This window comes from Microbacterium sp. HD4P20, from assembly GCF_019449275.2.
In the GTDB taxonomy this organism is placed as follows: domain Bacteria; phylum Actinomycetota; class Actinomycetes; order Actinomycetales; family Microbacteriaceae; genus Microbacterium.
In genome coordinates this window covers 125,891-141,320 of the sequence record NZ_JAHZQZ020000022.1, presented here as the reverse complement: position 1 = coordinate 141,320, position 15,430 = coordinate 125,891, and the positions used below count along the sequence as shown (strand labels likewise).

General features: G+C 66.9%; 9 protein-coding genes. 5 read left to right on the top strand and 4 right to left on the bottom strand.

Going from position 1 to position 15,430, the window contains the following annotated elements; genetic code table 11:
• Positions 1-142: 142 nt before the first annotated feature.
• Positions 143-784 carry a LysE family translocator gene (locus tag K0817_RS17155; protein ID WP_219982904.1) on the bottom strand — a complete coding sequence of 214 codons (642 nt, stop codon included), beginning with the start codon at positions 782-784 and terminating at the stop codon, positions 143-145.
• 124 nt (positions 785-908) lie between these two features.
• Here K0817_RS17155 and K0817_RS17150 point away from each other — a divergent pair, with 124 nt between their 5' ends.
• Positions 909-1,349, top strand: a complete 441-nt coding sequence (locus K0817_RS17150; RefSeq protein WP_219982903.1) for a VOC family protein — start codon at positions 909-911, stop codon at positions 1,347-1,349.
• On the top strand, positions 1,342-1,752 hold the full coding sequence (locus tag K0817_RS17145; RefSeq protein ID WP_219982902.1) for a hypothetical protein: 411 nt from the start codon (positions 1,342-1,344) through the stop codon (positions 1,750-1,752). Before K0817_RS17150 ends, K0817_RS17145 begins: the two co-directional genes overlap by 8 nt.
• Positions 1,753-1,768: 16 nt before the next feature.
• On the opposite strand, the gene K0817_RS17140 is transcribed toward K0817_RS17145, so the two are convergent.
• From K0817_RS17140 to K0817_RS17130, 3 genes are all read right to left on the bottom strand, one after another.
• Positions 1,769-2,962 carry a sensor histidine kinase gene (locus K0817_RS17140; RefSeq protein ID WP_219982901.1) on the bottom strand — a complete coding sequence of 398 codons (1,194 nt, stop codon included), beginning with the start codon at positions 2,960-2,962 and terminating at the stop codon, positions 1,769-1,771.
• A 45-nt stretch (positions 2,963-3,007) separates the two neighbouring features.
• Positions 3,008-3,703, bottom strand: a complete 696-nt coding sequence (locus K0817_RS17135) for a response regulator transcription factor (RefSeq protein WP_219982900.1) — start codon at positions 3,701-3,703, stop codon at positions 3,008-3,010.
• Between the two features lie 86 nt (positions 3,704-3,789).
• Positions 3,790-4,932, bottom strand: a complete 1,143-nt coding sequence (locus tag K0817_RS17130) for an epoxide hydrolase family protein (RefSeq protein WP_219982899.1) — start codon at positions 4,930-4,932, stop codon at positions 3,790-3,792.
• A gap of 63 nt (positions 4,933-4,995) precedes the next feature.
• Between K0817_RS17130 and K0817_RS17125 the strand changes: the two genes are divergently transcribed.
• The 3 genes from K0817_RS17125 (at position 4,996) to K0817_RS17115 (ending at position 15,278) form a co-directional block, all read left to right on the top strand.
• Positions 4,996-5,958, top strand: a complete 963-nt coding sequence (locus tag K0817_RS17125) for a YafY family protein (RefSeq protein WP_219982898.1) — start codon at positions 4,996-4,998, stop codon at positions 5,956-5,958.
• 121 nt (positions 5,959-6,079) lie between these two features.
• Positions 6,080-7,588, top strand: coding sequence for a helix-turn-helix transcriptional regulator (locus tag K0817_RS18750; RefSeq protein WP_219982897.1), 1,509 nt, complete (start codon positions 6,080-6,082; stop codon positions 7,586-7,588).
• A 265-nt stretch (positions 7,589-7,853) separates the two neighbouring features.
• The gene (locus K0817_RS17115) at positions 7,854-15,278 is read left to right on the top strand and encodes a GEVED domain-containing protein (RefSeq protein WP_253735473.1); all 7,425 of its coding nucleotides are present in this window, start codon (positions 7,854-7,856) and stop codon (positions 15,276-15,278) included.
• The last annotated feature ends 152 nt before the right edge of the window (positions 15,279-15,430 follow it).

The following is a 15,430-nucleotide window of genomic DNA, read 5'->3' as shown; positions in this document are numbered from 1 at the left end:
GGTCGAGTGCGCCGGAGCGGATTCGCGGCGGCGCGGAGAATGCGAGCAGGTCACCATCGATCCGGACAGGGATCAACCCGGCGCCACACTCCTGCACCAGCAGGCCCGGATCCGCGGGCCCCGCATCGTGAAGCTTGGGCGCTCATGCCTTGTTGCCCGTCAGGGCGAGCGTTCCGCCGAGCCCGATCATCATGCCGCCGCCCGTCGCCCGCAAACGCGACATGCGCTGCGGAGACGAGGCGAACCACGTGCGGACGGTGCCCGCGAGGAGGGCCCAGATCGCGTCGCAGACGAAGGCGATGAGGGTGAAGATGGTTCCCAGCACGATCATCTGCAGCGCAATCGCTCCGGCGTGGAAGTTCACGAACTGCGGCAGCGCGGCCACGAAGAACACGATGGTCTTCGGGTTGGTGATGCCCACGATGAAGCCCTGGCCGATGGTCTTCGCCGCCGACTCGCGCGTGCGGCCGACCGGACCCGCCGTGGTGACGTCGATGCGGCGGTGACGGATCGCCTGCACGCCGAGATATATGAGGTACGCAGCACCCAGCAGCTTCACGATCGTGAACAGCACGATCGACTCGGCGACCACGGCGCCGACCCCGAAGGCGACGGCGACGACCAGCGGGAGCACGCCCAGCTCGTTGCCGAGAACGCTCAGCAGACCGCCGCGACGGCCCAGTGATAGCGATCGGCCGATGACGAACAGAACACTGGGCCCCGGGATCACGATCAGGATCAGCGAGGCAATCGAGAAGGCGAGCACGGCATCCCACGACGGCATAGGTCGACCATAGTGGCCGCCCAGCACCGGGGAACGATGCGCCCGGATGACATGACTGATGGCACCTGCGCGCGGACGGTTGCCGCCCATAGCGTCGGAGGCGCTCACGACGGAAGGATGCGGGATGGACGTGACGAGCATGTATCCGGTGCTGTTGACCACCGACGTCGCCACCAGCGCGGGTTTCTACCGCGAGCACTTCGGGTTCGAGGTGACGTTCGAGTCGGATTGGTACGTCAGCCTCAAGAGCGGCTCCTGGGAACTGGCGATTCTCGAGGCGAGCCACAGCACGATTCCCGAGGGGTATCGCGGCGTGACTGCGCGTGGCATCCTGATCAACTTCGAGGTGCCCGACGTGGATGCCGTCCATGATCGCCTCGTAGCCGCCGGGCTGGAGCCCGTGCTGCCGTTGCGGTCGGAGGACTTCGGCCAACGCCACGCGATCTTCGCCGGCCCGGACGGCGCCCTCCTCGACATCATCACCCCCATCCCACCCTCGGGCGCCTTCGCCGAGCAGTTCTCGGAGTCAGCGCTCGCAGAAACCGAAGGAGCAACCCATGAGTAGCACTGTTCGTACATCCTCGCCCGCCCGCAGCGGATACCGTCTGTGGTTCCTGGTCGACGGCCTGGTCACCGGTGCGAACGCGGTGCTGTACCTGCTGTTGAACCAGCTGCTCCCGGAGTTGATCGGCGGCACCAGTCCGCTGTATCTGACGGTGGGCATCTTCCTGCTCGTCGTCACCGTCGGCCTCCTCGTCGTCGCGCGGTCGGGCGGGCGCCCTGCGGCGCTCGCGTGGGTGCTGGTGGTCATCAACTTCCTGTGGGCGGTGGCGTCGTTTGTGATTGCGGCGGTCAACCCCTTCGGCTTGAACGGCTTCGGGGTCGCGTGGACCGTGGCGCAAGGTCTCATCGTCCTCGCCTTCGGGATCTTCCAGGCCCGGGCGCTGCGAACCTCGCCAAGGGGATGACGCAGGCATCCCCTCGTCACGCCTCGGCGGATCGGTCCAGCGCATCGGGCGACCACGATGGGGTCGCGCGCGGAATGAGCGCCGAGATCGTGAACCCTGCGCGCGGCGCGGACTCCAGCGTCAACGTGCCGCCGAGGAGCTCGACGCGCTCACGCATGCCGGTCAAGCCGTGACCCGGAGAGATCCGAGTCGTTCCCACACCGTCGTCCACGATGGCCAGCCGGGCATCGTGGGGCGTGACGTCTACGCCGATCCGCATTGAACGCGCGCGGGAATGCCGCAGCGTGTTGGTGATCGACTCCTGAACGCAGCGCAGGATGACAGCGGTCTGCGCCGGTGTCACGTGCGACTCGCCGTTCACCTCCAGCGACACCTCGAGCCCCGGGACGCCTTCCGCCAACTCAATCAATGCCGAGGTCAGGTCCGGTGGGGTCGCACGCATCTGCGTCACTGCGTTGCGAACAGTCTCCAGCAGCTCCTTCGCGATGGATCGCGCCCGCAGGATGTGCAGATTCTGTGCGTCACCGTCCGTCAGATGCGACGCCACCTCGAGTTCCAAGGACAGCGCGGTCAGCTGGTGTCCCGCAAGGTCATGGAGGTCGCGGGCGATCCTCAACCGCTCTGCCTCTCGGGTCGAGGACTCCAGCAGGGCCGCGGTCGATCGCAGCTCCGCGTGGGCGAGGACAAGCTCTTTTCGCGCCTCGGACTCGTTCCTCAAGGCGAACACCACCAGCGAACCGAAGACCTGAAAATTGGCGTACGCGAAAACTCCCATGAGCACGTCGGGGAGCGGCCAGCCGGCCGAGCCGAAGAGGAACCCGATCGCCGCTGTCTGGACCGCCGCCACCACCACGACCGCGCGAAGCGACCAGTAGTACGAGACGGCCGCCATCGTGACCACGCCGAACAGCAGTGCATTCCCGCCCTGCTCCGGATAGAGCGCCACGAGGGCGAGGCCGAGCGTGATCAGAAGGACCAGCAACGCATTCACCGGGACTCGGCGGGGCCGCGGCGCCAACCCGTGGATGAGCATCAGCGCGAGGATGAAGAGAAGGAAAATCGACCACCATACCCACGGCATCGACGGTCCGCCGAGATCGGTGAGGGTGGATTCCAGCAGCACGATGATGGCGGGAATGTCCGCGCACGCGATGCTCGCCCACGCGAGTTTGCGCTGCGGCGTCCACCGCGATCGCGCCGGAGGATTCATGACAGAAGTCCGCGAAGCCGTGTCGCATGACGAGGGCGCCGGTGCTCACGCATCCCGATCGCCTCCCTCGGTCGAGCTGTTCTCTCCCGGCGTGAGGATGCCGAGTTCCAGCGCCCGCAGCACGGCACGAGTGCGATCGGTGACGTCGAGCTTCATCAGCACGCTCGACATGTGGTTCTTGACGGTGCCCTCTGCAAGGAACAGCCCCTTCGCGATCTGGCGGTTGGACCAGCCGCTCGCCGCCAGGCGGAGCACGTCACGTTCACGATCGGTGAGGTCCTCCAGTCGTGGCCCCCGAGCCGTTTCATGCGGGTAGCGTGCGACCGCGCGCAGCAGCCGGTCGGTCAGAGCCGGCTGGAGCAGGGTTCCCCCGGCGGCAACCGTCCGGATGCCACCCAGGAGCTGGTCGAGTGTCACGTCCTTCAGCATGTAGCCTTTCGCGCCGGACTCGAGCGCGCTGAGGACGAGCTCGTCGTCGTCGAAGGTCGTGAGAACGAGCACGGGAATGTCCAGTCCGCGTGCACGCATGGCATCGAGCGTCGCAATGCCGTCCAGTCCCGGCATCCGCAGATCCAGAAGGACCACGTCTGCCATGCCGGCCGTCATGAACTGCAGAGCTTCGTTCCCGTCCGCACAGTCCCCGACGACTTCGATCTCCTGGCTCAACCCGAGCAGACTGCGGATGCCCTCACGGACCAGATGCTGATCGTCCACGACCAGCACGCGAAGAGGAGCAGTCACGCTGACCTCCTCTGTTTACCAGGAGTGTAGACAACCACCTGCGCGGGGCAACCGTGCCATTGGTCACCCACCGCGCTCGGCGCAGGTCAGGTGATGCCGCGGAAGAACGTGCGGATGTCCTCCGCGAGCAGTTCCGGCTCCTCCATCGCCGGGAAGTGACCGCCCTCGGTGAACTCGCTCCAGTGACCGATCGCCTCCGTCGGGTCCATCACGCGGCGCACGAGCGGATGGGTGTCGAACACCGCCCATCCGGACGGCACGCCGGCGGCCATGATGAAGTTGAGCGTTGAGTGCTCCGACTCGTAATAGAACTGCGCGCTCGAGGCACCGCTGCGGGTGAACCAGTACAGGCTGACATTCGTGAGGAGCTGATCCCGGTCGACCGTGTCGTCCGGCGTCCCGTAGCCGGCGCCGGCTCTGGTCTTGAATTTCTCGGCGATCCACGCGAGTTGGCCGACCGGCGAATCGGTGAGTGCAGCGCCGATCGTGTCGGGACGGTGGTCCTGCATGGCGAGATACCCGCGCTCGGCCGCATACTCGGCACGCACCCCCTCGAGCTGGGCGGTCTCGTCGTCGGACAGGCCCCCGGGGTACGGGAACTTCTCGCCGGCCAGCCCGATGACGGCGCGGTCGGCGCCGAGGTGCAGGCCGATGACGCGCTCCGGGTAGACGGCGGCCAGGCGGCCGGCCGTGCCCGCGCCGACGTCGGTGCCGTGGACCGCGAACTTGTCGTACCCGAGACGCGTCATGATCTCGGCATACGCCTCCGCCGTCCGCGCCAGCTCCCAGCCGGTCGCCGACAGCGGGGTGGAGAACCCGAATCCGGGCAGCGACGGAATGACGACGTGGAACTCGTCGGTCAGCAGCGGGATGAGGTGCTGGTAGTCGACGAAGGAACTCGGCCAGCCGTGGTTCAGCATCAGCGCGGTGGCGTCCGGCTTCGCCGAGCGGACGTGGACGACGTGGAAGGTCTGGCCGTCGACGAGCGTCGTGAGCTGTTCGAACTCGTTGAGCTTCGCCTCCCGCGCGCGCCAGTCGAACTGGCCGCCCCAGTATTCGGCGAGCTCCTTGAGGTAGGTCAGCGGGATGCCGCGGCTGAAGTCCGCGCGATCGTCTCGGCCAGGCGTGGGGTTCGGCCAGCGTGTGTGTGCCAGTCGCGTGCGCAGGTCATCGAGGTCCGCCTGAGGAACGTCGATGCGGAACGGGGTGAGTGCCTTGTTCTCATTCATGGCTCTCACGCTCGCAGGCAATGCGGCAGGTTAGCTTCCGCGATTGCTGAGATCATCGTGAACATGTTGGAGACCTCGGCTCGTCTGCTCGAACTGCTGTCGCTGCTCCAGCTCAGACGCGAATGGACGAGTTCCGAGTTGGCCGAGCGGCTGGCTGTGAGTACGAGGACCGTCCGAGCCGACATCGGCAAGCTGCGGTCCCTCGGCTACCCGGTGGACGCACGCCCGGGCGTTGCCGGCGGGTACCGGCTGGTCGCCGGGACGGCGATGCCGCCGCTGCTGCTCGACGACGACGAGGCGGTCGCGGTCGCGGTCGGGCTTGGCGCAGTGGCGACGTGGCGGCTCGGTGTCGAAGAGACATCCCTCACCGCACTCGCGAAGCTCGAGCAGGTGATGCCCTCGCACCTGCGTCGGCGCGTCGACGCGGTGCGCGGGGCGACGAGCATCGTGCCCGGGGCTCAACCGCCGCTCGACCTCTCGATGCTCAGCGCGGTCGCCTCCGCGATCCGCGCCCACGAAAGGCTTCGCTTCGGTTACACGAAGCCCGGGGGCAGCGAGGAGCCAAGGCACATCGAACCGCAACGGCTCGTGAGCTGGGGGTCGCTCTGGTACCTGCTCGCCTGGGATCTCGACCGTGGCGACTGGCGCGTCTTCCGAGTGGACCGCATGGTTTCGCACACACCGACGGGCGCGCGGTTCCGGCCCCGAATGATTCCGGAGGACGACGTCGTCGAGTATGTCGTGAGACGCGTCATCCAGGCCGGCTGGACGTATCGTGCCCGCGTGCTGGTGCATGCTCCTGCCGCCGAGGTCGCCGCCAAGATCGTCATCCCCGTCGACATCCAGGTGGTCGACGAGTCCACCTGCCATCTCGAGCTCGGTTCCGACGATCCGCACCGGCTCGCGCTGTGGATGGCGCAACTCGACTTCGACCTCGAGGTGATCGAGGGAGATGAGCTTGCGATGGCGTTCGACCGCCTCTCTACGAGGTTTCTTCGTGCGAGCAGAGGCGAGTCCGCGACTTAGGCCGGGCTTCACCCGCAGGGTGAAGCCCGGCCCGTCATCTCCTCACGGCTTATAGCCTGTTGGCCGAGGTCAAGAGTCGTACCGGGGGGCGCGCACTGAGCGAGACATATAGAGACCACGCGTGAGCGGCGACGCAGGCGAGCTAGAGGCCATCACTCGCGACGAGCGGTGGGATGAGTTGGCCGCACTCCTGGACGATCGGTTCTTCGCGTACTTGCTGCTGCAGCCCAACGAGCTGCGCAGCGCCCTCGAAGCGGTCCCAGAGCAGTGGCTGCGCGACCATCCGCGCTACCTCATGTCGAGGTCGCTCGCGCGCGGCGCGCGCCACTCGGTCGGCATGATCGACGGGCGAGATTTCGCGCGCTTCCGTGAATGGGTGCACTCGCAGGAGCATCCCGCCACGAGAGACAGGCTGGGCCTCCTCACCGGCACGCTGCGGCAGCATCTCGCCGTCGGCCGTACCGCAGACGCGAGCGACACAGCCTCGCAGATCTTGGAGACGATCGACCGGGCTACCGACAACGACGGCTTCCACGACGTCCTGGCCCCGGTGCTGCTGCGCGCCGGCACCGCCAAGCTCCTCGCCGGTGACATCGCCTCGGCGTTGGCATGCTTCTCCGAAGCCCGGCGATGGGCGCGAGTGCGGTCGGCTCACCCCTTCGAGCGGGTCGCCTCGTGGTACCTCAGCTTGGGATACGCCTTCGCGGGGAACTACGCCAGGGCAGATCGGGAATTGCAAGGGGCGACCCCCGACCTCTCCGGTCGAAGCGGAGAGGTGGCGGTGTATGCGAGGGCGCTGACCGCGGTCGGTCGGCTGCAGCGACAGGATGCCGCCTCCTGGGTCGCGGCGGCGAGCGAGCTCGACGCCACGAGCGAGTTCTCATGGATGCGGGTGCACCTGCGCGCGCGCAACGCGCTGTACTGGGGCGACCGCGAACTGATGGTGCACGAGGTCGAGGACCACCTGATGACCAGTCGACGTCTCATGCGACCGGGGTCGATGGCTGGAGATCAGCTGCGCGCTGACCTGGCGGATCTGTATCAGACCCTCGGCAACCTCTCGGCGGCGGAGCACGTCCTCAGCGCAGCCGGGATCAGCGACGTGCACCGGTCGATACTGACCTCACGTTCGCGGCTGCATGTCCTGCAAGGCAAGCACGCGCAGGCGCTGGCCCAGCTCTCCGAGGCGGAGGAGCAGACCGGCGGCCGGGTGCAGTTCTCGCCGAACTGGCGTGTCGTTCAGGCCACCGCCGGACAGTACATGGGCGAGCCTGTCGATGTCGAGTCCCTCCGTTCGGTGGCGCTGTCGCTCGACCACACCCAGGCCTTCGACGCGCTCATCGAAGGGTCGGTGGAAGTGCGCGATGAGGTCGCCCGGCGACTGCGATCTCATCCATCTCCGCTGCCGGAGATCTATCCACTCGCACCGTCCGCTTCGCGGGTCGTATTGACGCCACGCGAACGCGAAGTGCTGGACGCCCTCCGTCAGCACCCGTCGATCAAGGGCCTCGCCGCGGCCCTGCACATCTCCCCGAACACGGCCAAGACGCATCTTCGCGCGCTATATCGCAAGCTCGGTGCCAGCGGGCGGGAGCACGCCCTGCGCATCGCCTCGCGCGGCCGAGAGTAGCTCACCCTCTCCGTCGCCCCGGGGTGAAATCAGTCTGATCCGGGGGTGAAACCGGGGGCACTCCTTCGCGATCACGCTCTGTCTTGGAATTGACTGTGAACGGCTTTCAACGATTCAGAGCCACGCGCCGGCCTCGTGCCGGCGCCCGTCGGGGGGCGAAATGGAACACAAGAGCATGTTCGAAGCTGCACGTACTGGTCGACCGAAGCGGCACTCAGGCGGTCGCAGGCGGGCGGCGCTCGCGGCTACTGCGATCCTTTCGGTGGTGATCGGCGCCATGTCGGCAGTCGCGCCCGCGACAGCGGCCGAGGCGTTCTCATGGAGCGGCACTCGCATGGATGCCGCGGCCACACGCTCCGTCGACCGCGCGGCCGCGCCCAACGGCGGGAAGGCCGCCAGTATCATCCCGCCCGAGTCGACCGCGACTCCGTACTCGGGGGCCAGTCCGGCCCCGAGTCCGACTCCGACAACGGGCGAGACGCCGACGAGCGAAACTGCGCCTTCGGTCACCGAGGATCCAAAGGCTCTCGAGCTTCCCGTGCGCATCGCGCCGGAAGACGTCCAGGCGGTCGAGGAGCAGCAGCCGACCGAGGGTGTGGTGATATCTCCGCTGGCGGCCGTTGGCACGGCGGGGACATACATCCAGCAGGCGCAGTCCTGGTTCGCTTACGTCGGGCCGGGCGAGAACCTCGACGTCGTATTCACGAAGGCCAACAACTTCGGCACCGACAATGACACGACCGTCCGGCTGCGCGGCCCCGGTGGAGTAGACGAAACGTGTACGTTGGTCGCTGCGGAACCCGTCGGCTCTGTGTGCGCCTTCTCGGACCGCACCTCGACGCCTGGAATCTGGCAGGTCGACTTCGATTCGAACGGTGCGATCTCGCGGGCTGACTTCTTCTCGTGGAGCATCGCCGTTCAGGCAAACGGTACGGACCTGTCGGGCCGTGTGTACTCGAACTCGTACGCGATTCGGCAGGCCGGCGAGGCGCGGGTCGACTTCTCACTGTGGTACAAGAGCGAGCGGGGCTACCTCTACCGCGGGGATTACCGTGCCTTCAATGGCATCAACTCCCTCTTCACCGCAGACGCGACCGGCGTTGCAGAATTGGGCACGTGTGTCTCCGCCTACGAGAGCATGGATCTCGGCGTGCCGGGGGTTCCGAACCCGTCCTCCTTCCCGTATGGCGATGGCGGGCGGCTCTGGGATCCGCCGGCTGGCGAGTGTGGTGATCCGTACAAGCTGTTCTTCGAGGCTCCCGATCCCTCGATGCCGCCAGCCGCACCACTTTGGGATGGTTCTTCAGTCTGGCTCAACCCAGCTGAGGCTCTCCCGGAGGTGTCAAGCCTGTCGTTCGCACCCGACGGCCCGACGACCCGTATCGGACAGTTCAGTTTCGACATCATCGGCTTCACGGGGCAGCTAGACATTCAGATCGACGCGAACGGTGACGGCGACTACTCCGACGTCGTAGACACCACAGTCCCGGCGGCGGTCACGCAGGACGGCACAGTCACGGTCGAATTCGCCGGGCTCGACGGCAACGGCGACCTGATTCCGGCAACGCGCGATATCAACGCCCGAGTGGCGATCACCAAGGTCGGCGAGATCCATTTCGAGAACGCCGAGGTTGAAGTGCGCGGGAGCCTCGAGGTCACTGCGCTCAACGGGCCGGACAACGGCTCCAAGACACTGCGCTGGAATGACACCAGCCTCCGGGTGGCCGACCGTAGCGGTACCATCCCGGCCGTCGACGGACGGGCCGGCGTCGACAGTGCCGGCGGCGTGCATGGCTGGACCTGCGCCCCGATGGTGGACTGCAACGCCAACGACGGCATCAGTGGCGGTTGGGGCGACTTCCGAGTCGTCGACGACTGGACCTACCACGCCATCGAGGAGTTCGCAGAGGTTGACATCCCCGCGACCCCGTTTGACTACGGTGACGCACCCAGCACCTATGCCACGTTGCTGGCTGACGGCGGCGCTCACCACGCACTTGTAGACGGGTATTCGCTCGGCGCTGAGATCGACTCGGAGACCGACGGCCAGCCAAACGCCACCGCCGACGGCGATGGTGCCGATGAGGACGGCGTGATCTTCAACCCGGCTCTGGGCTACCCCAGCCCGACCATTCGGACGGGCGTGGATCCGACCTCGCAGCAGCCGATCGAGAACACCCTCGAGGTGACCGCATCCGCCGACGGCTTCGTGTCTGCCTGGGTCGATTGGAACCAGGACGGCACCTTCGCCGAGGATGAGCGGATCGCGAACGCCCAGCCGGTGACGGCGGGCAGCAACGATGTCACGTTCACGCAGGGCACGAACCCGGCGGGTATCGAGTCGTATGTTCGCGTGCGGTACTCGACGGATGCGGCGTCGATCGCGGCTCCCACGGGTGCTGCCCCGGATGGTGAGGTCGAGGACTACCGCGTGCTGTTCGAGCGCCTGGTCCAGCCGGACACTTGCACGGTGACTGGCACCGAGTACTACGCCTTCACATTCAGCCGGCCAGTCGATCAAGCCGGAACTGGTGGGGTAGGTTCGACGGCTCGCTACCAGAACGTCACAGTGATCAACGGCGTCGCGGTCGACATGGTCGTGGAGGTGACCGCCGGGACATTGAGCCCCACCGGATTCTTCACAGCCGCCGGCGATGACCCGGCATGGAACGTCCGCTCGGATGGCACCATTCGGTACAGCTTCTACGAAGCAGGTACGACCGATCCGGTTGACATCAATGCGGTGTTCACCGTCAACGACATGGACGGCACCCCAGACACTCTCGATGAGGTCAGCACCTGGGATGCCGATGACTTGGCGGCGTACGCGATCACACAGGGAAGCCGAGTCGTCATCGCCGAGTCTGGCGACTCCGTAACCTTCACGGGCCACGGATTGAATACCGGCGACCCGGTGAGCCGATTCCAGGTCGCGCTCGAGGGACGCAGCACGTTCGAGGTGAGATGGCAAGGATCGACCAATGCCGGCTTCACCTTCGACGGTGACGGGGACATCGGCATCCAGCCGCCGGCGTGCCAGGACTTCGGCGACGCGCCGGACAGCTACGGCACGACGGTGGCTGCGAACGGGGCGAACCACACGATCGTGCCCGGTCTGCTGCTCGGCTCCGAGATCGACTTCGACCCGGACGGTCAGCCGACCGCAGGAGCGGACGGCGACGACTCGAATCGTCTCGCCGACGAGGACGGCGTCGCCGACGCGATCGTTGTGACCGTGGGCGATCAGACCACGGTGACGGTGGCGGCGACCAATTCGACCACGTCGGATGCAACGCTCGGCGGGTGGATCGATCTGGACGGCAGCGGCGCGTTCGACGCGGGCGAGCTGGTCACGGTATCGGTGCCGGCGGGGTCCGGCGCGGCGGAGTACAGCCTCGTGTTCCCAGCCGGAACCACGACGTCAGACACGTTCGCGCGGTTCCGCCTGTTCCCGGACGGCGAGACCGTTGCCCCGATCGGCGCCGCGACCGGCGGCGAGGTCGAGGACTACGCCGTCACGGTCGACCAGCGTTCCCTCTCGTTCGAGAAGACCTCCGACGCCACGGAGGACACCCGTCCCGGCGATGTGGTGACCTACACCGTCACGGCGACGAACACCGGCACGGCCGACTACACCGCGGCGAACCCTGCCGTCGTGCTCGACGACCTGAGCGGCGTGCTGGACGACGGCACCTACAACGACGATGCTGAGGCATCCGAGGGGCCGACCCCGAGCTATGCGGTGCCGCTGATCAGCTGGGTGGGCCCGCTCGCCGCGGGCGATGCGGTGACGATCGAGTACACGGTGACGATCGCCGGCGGCGGCGATGGTGAGGTTCGGAACGTGGCGTTCGGCCCGGGCTGTGAGCCTGGCGACCCCGACTGCGACACCACCACGCCCTCGTGCGACCCGCCCGTCGACGGGGTGGACCCGGCCACGGGCATCCCGTGCGCTGAGTCGGAGCTGCTGCTGCCGAAGCTGACTCACACGAAGGTTGCCGACACCACCGAGCTGCCGGTCGATGGCGGCGAGGTGGAGTACACGATCACGGTGACCAACCAGGGCCCCGGGGTCTTCACCGACGCGGCCCCGGGCTCGATGTCGGACGACCTCTCGGGCGTGCTGGACGACGGCACTGTGACCGACGGCCCGACGACGGACATCGGGACGGCGACCTTCGACGCGGCCGATGAGACGATCCGCTGGGAGGGCGCGCTCGGTGTCGGCGAGGTCGCGACGATCACCTACACGGTGACGTACGACGACTCGACGGGCGACAACGTGCTGCTCAATGTGGCCTGCCTTCCCGCCGAGCTGGCACAGAACCCGGGGGACCCGTGCCGATCGGTGCAGATTCCTGGATCGGCGCTGCAGGACCGCAAGACGGTCAGCCCTGCCTCGGGCACCGCAGTGGTCGCGGGCCAGGATGTGACCTACACGTTGTACTTCGAGAGCACCGGCCAGGCCGACGCGACCGTCGACACCTTCGACGATGTGTCCGACGTGCTGGACGACGCCACGCTGATAGCGGGCCCGACCACCTCGAACCCTGCACTGCAAGCCACCTTGAGCGGATCCGAGATCGACATCACGGGCACGGTTCCCGCCGGTGAAACCTACACGGTGAGCTACACCGTCACGGTGAACGAGTTCGCGCAGCAGGGCGACCACGTGCTGGGCAACGTCCTCGGCGGTGAGGAGGGATGCCTGACCGGCGACCCGACCTGCCGCACCGAGAACCCGGTGAAGCATCTCGCGGTGACGAAGACCTCGGATGCCGCCGACGACGTGAACGTGGGCGACACGGTGGCGTACACCGTGACGGTGACGAACGATGGTGAGGGTGACTACACCGATCAGGAGCCGGCCGTCGCGCAGGATGACCTCATCGGTGTGATCGACGACGCCACCTACAACGGTGATGCGACCGCATCGGATGGTTCGGTGTCGTACGCGGCTCCGATCCTGACGTGGACGGGCGCGCTCGCCGCAGGCGATTCGGTGACGTTCACGTACACGGTGACGGTGACCAACGCCGGCGACCACGTGCTGGAGAATGCGGCCGGCCCGGTGTGCACCGCTCCCGAGATCTGTGACCCGCCGATCGTGGTCATCACTCCGCTGCCGCACGTCGTGCCTGCAAAGAGCTCGGACCCCGCGACGGGTGCAGGCGTGAACGAGGGTGATGTGATCACGTACACGCTGAGCTGGACGAACGACGGTGAAGCCGCGGGCGTGATCGCCGACACGGACGACCTGTCCGATGTTCTCGATGACGGTGATATGACTGCTGAGCCCGTGTCGTCCGACCCTGCCGTCACGGCGGTGCGAACCGGCGATGAGATCCGGGTCACCGGTCCGATCCAGATCGGTCAGACGATCACGGTGACCTACCATGTCACCATCAAGCCGGACGGAGACCGCGGCAACAACATCGCCCGCAACGTCCTCACGCCCGAGGTTCCCCCGGAGGTCTGTGCCGAGGGCGACGTCGACTGCGAGGAGTTCCCGCCGCCGGTGACGGAGCATCCGATCGGCGAGATCGAGGACTCCAAGACGGTCGACCCGGCCTCCGGGACCTCCGTGGTCGCCGGACAGGACGTGACCTACACGCTGACCTTCCAGAATGTGGGAGAAGCCCCGGCCGACGTCGACACGTTCGATGATCTGACGGGTGTGCTGGACGACTCGAGCTTGACGTCGGGCCCGACAAGCTCGGATGCGGTCCTGACCGCTACGTTGAACGGCGAGCAGATCGACATCGCCGGCACCATCCCGGTGGGCGGCACGGTGACGGTCACCTACACGGTGACGGTGAACGAGTTCGCGCAGCAGGGCGACCACGTCCTGGGCAACGTGCTCGGCGAGGACTGTGCTGAGGACGACACCTCCTGCCGCACCGAGAACCCGGTGAGGCACCTGGCGATGACGAAGACCTCGGATGCCGCAGCCGACGTCAACGCGGGTGACACGGTGACCTACACGGTCACAGTGACCAACGATGGCGAGGGCGACTACACGGATGAGAACCCTGCTGTTGCGCAGGACGACCTGTCTGGTGTGATTGACGACGCCTCGTACAACGGCGATGCGACTGCCTCGGCTGGTTCGGTGTCGTATGCCGCTCCGATCCTGACCTGGACCGGTGCGCTGGCCGCGGGCGAAAGTGAGACGTTCACCTACGCCGTGACGGTCACGAACGCCGGTGACCATGTGATGGAGAACACCGCCGGTCCGGTGTGCGCGGATCCTGAGATCTGCGACCCGCCGGTCGTCGTGACCACGCCGCTGCCACATGTCGTGCCCGCCAAGTCCTCCGACCCGGCCACCGGTGAGGGCGTGAACGCCGGCGATGTCATCACGTACACGCTGAGCTGGACGAACGATGGCCAGGCGGCCGGTGTCATCAGTGACACGGATGACCTGTCCGACGTTCTCGATGACGGTGATGTGACTGCCGAGCCGGTGTCGTCCGACCCTGCCGTCACGGCGGTGCGAGATGGCGATGAGATCCGGGTCACCGGGCCGATCCAGATCGGTCAGACGATCACGGTGACCTATCAGGTGACCGTCAAGCCGGACGGAGACCGGGGCAACAACATCGCCCGCAACGTCCTGACGCCCGATGTCCCCCCGGAGGTCTGTGCCGAGGGCGACGTCGACTGCGAGGAATTCCCGCCTCCGACCACGCAACACCCCATCGGCGAGCTGGACGACTGGAAGACCGTCGACCCGGCGTCGGGGGGCACGGTCCAGCCTGGTCAGCAGGTGACGTACACGCTGCACTTCGAGAACATCGGTGAGGCTGACGTGGCCGTCGACAAGGACGACGTCCTGACGGCGGTGCTCGACGACGCGACGATTACGTCGATGCCGAACAGTTCGGACCCGAGCCTGGCCGTCTCGCCGTTGAACGGTGACCGGTTCACGGTCGCCGGCACGCTGGCCCCGGGCCAACTCGTCACGGTTACTTACACCGTCATGGTGAACCCTGACGGGCAGCGCGGCGACGACCGACTCGGCAACGTGCTGGTGCCGGTAGGTGAGGTGCCCCCTGAGGAGTGCGTACCCGCCGACGGGGAGCGTCCGGACTGCACGGTCAACCACGTGTCGAACGTGGTGCCATCCAAGTCTGCAGACCCGGAATCGGGCACTGACGTGTCGCAGGGGCAGCAGGTCACGTACACGCTCACGTTCGAGAACGTCTCGACGAACCCGGCCGCCGCGGACGTTGCCATCGACTACACCGACTACATGGTCGAGGTGCTGGACGACGCAACGCTCGCAAGCGGACCGATCAGCTCGGATGCCGGCGTGACGGCCTCCGTGGTCGGCGACACGATCTGGGTGACCGGGGCGGTCGCATCCGGTGAGACTGTCACGGTGACCTACTCCGTCACGGTGAAGGCGTACGAGCGTCAGGGCGACCACCGCCTCGGCAACGTCGTCGCGATCACCGGTGAGGATCCGGTGTGCGCGCCCGGCTCCGACCTCTGCACCGATCACGACCTGGTGCCGCCGCCGCCCCCGCTGGCGGTCACCGGTGGTGGCATCGCGTGGGGAGCCATGATCGCGGCGCTGAGCCTGCTGATTCTCGGAGGCGGTGCACTTCTGATCGGTGCGCGTCGGCGTGCAGCGGTCGCCGGTCTCGCAGACCACGGTGCGGATCGGGAGCTGCAAAGCCTCTGACCCGATCGGCTGTGCCCCGCCATTGAATGGCGGGGCACAGCCGTATGGCCAGAGTGACAAACGCCGGCGGGCGCGGCTGCGATTCTCATCGTCGCGGGCCGTCGAACGGTGCGCTGACGACGACGAGCGCGGGACTTCCGGCGACAACGTCA

Coding starts and splice junctions, on each gene's coding strand:
- K0817_RS17140 (WP_219982901.1), bottom strand. CDS start 2,962: ATGAATCCTCCGGCGCGATCGCGGTGGACGCCGCAGCGCAAACTCGCG.
- K0817_RS17145 (WP_219982902.1), top strand. CDS start 1,342: ATGAGTAGCACTGTTCGTACATCCTCGCCCGCCCGCAGCGGATACCGT.
- K0817_RS17125 (WP_219982898.1), top strand. CDS start 4,996: ATGTTGGAGACCTCGGCTCGTCTGCTCGAACTGCTGTCGCTGCTCCAG.
- K0817_RS17155 (WP_219982904.1), bottom strand. CDS start 784: ATGCCGTCGTGGGATGCCGTGCTCGCCTTCTCGATTGCCTCGCTGATC.
- K0817_RS17150 (WP_219982903.1), top strand. CDS start 909: ATGGACGTGACGAGCATGTATCCGGTGCTGTTGACCACCGACGTCGCC.
- K0817_RS17130 (WP_219982899.1), bottom strand. CDS start 4,932: ATGAATGAGAACAAGGCACTCACCCCGTTCCGCATCGACGTTCCTCAG.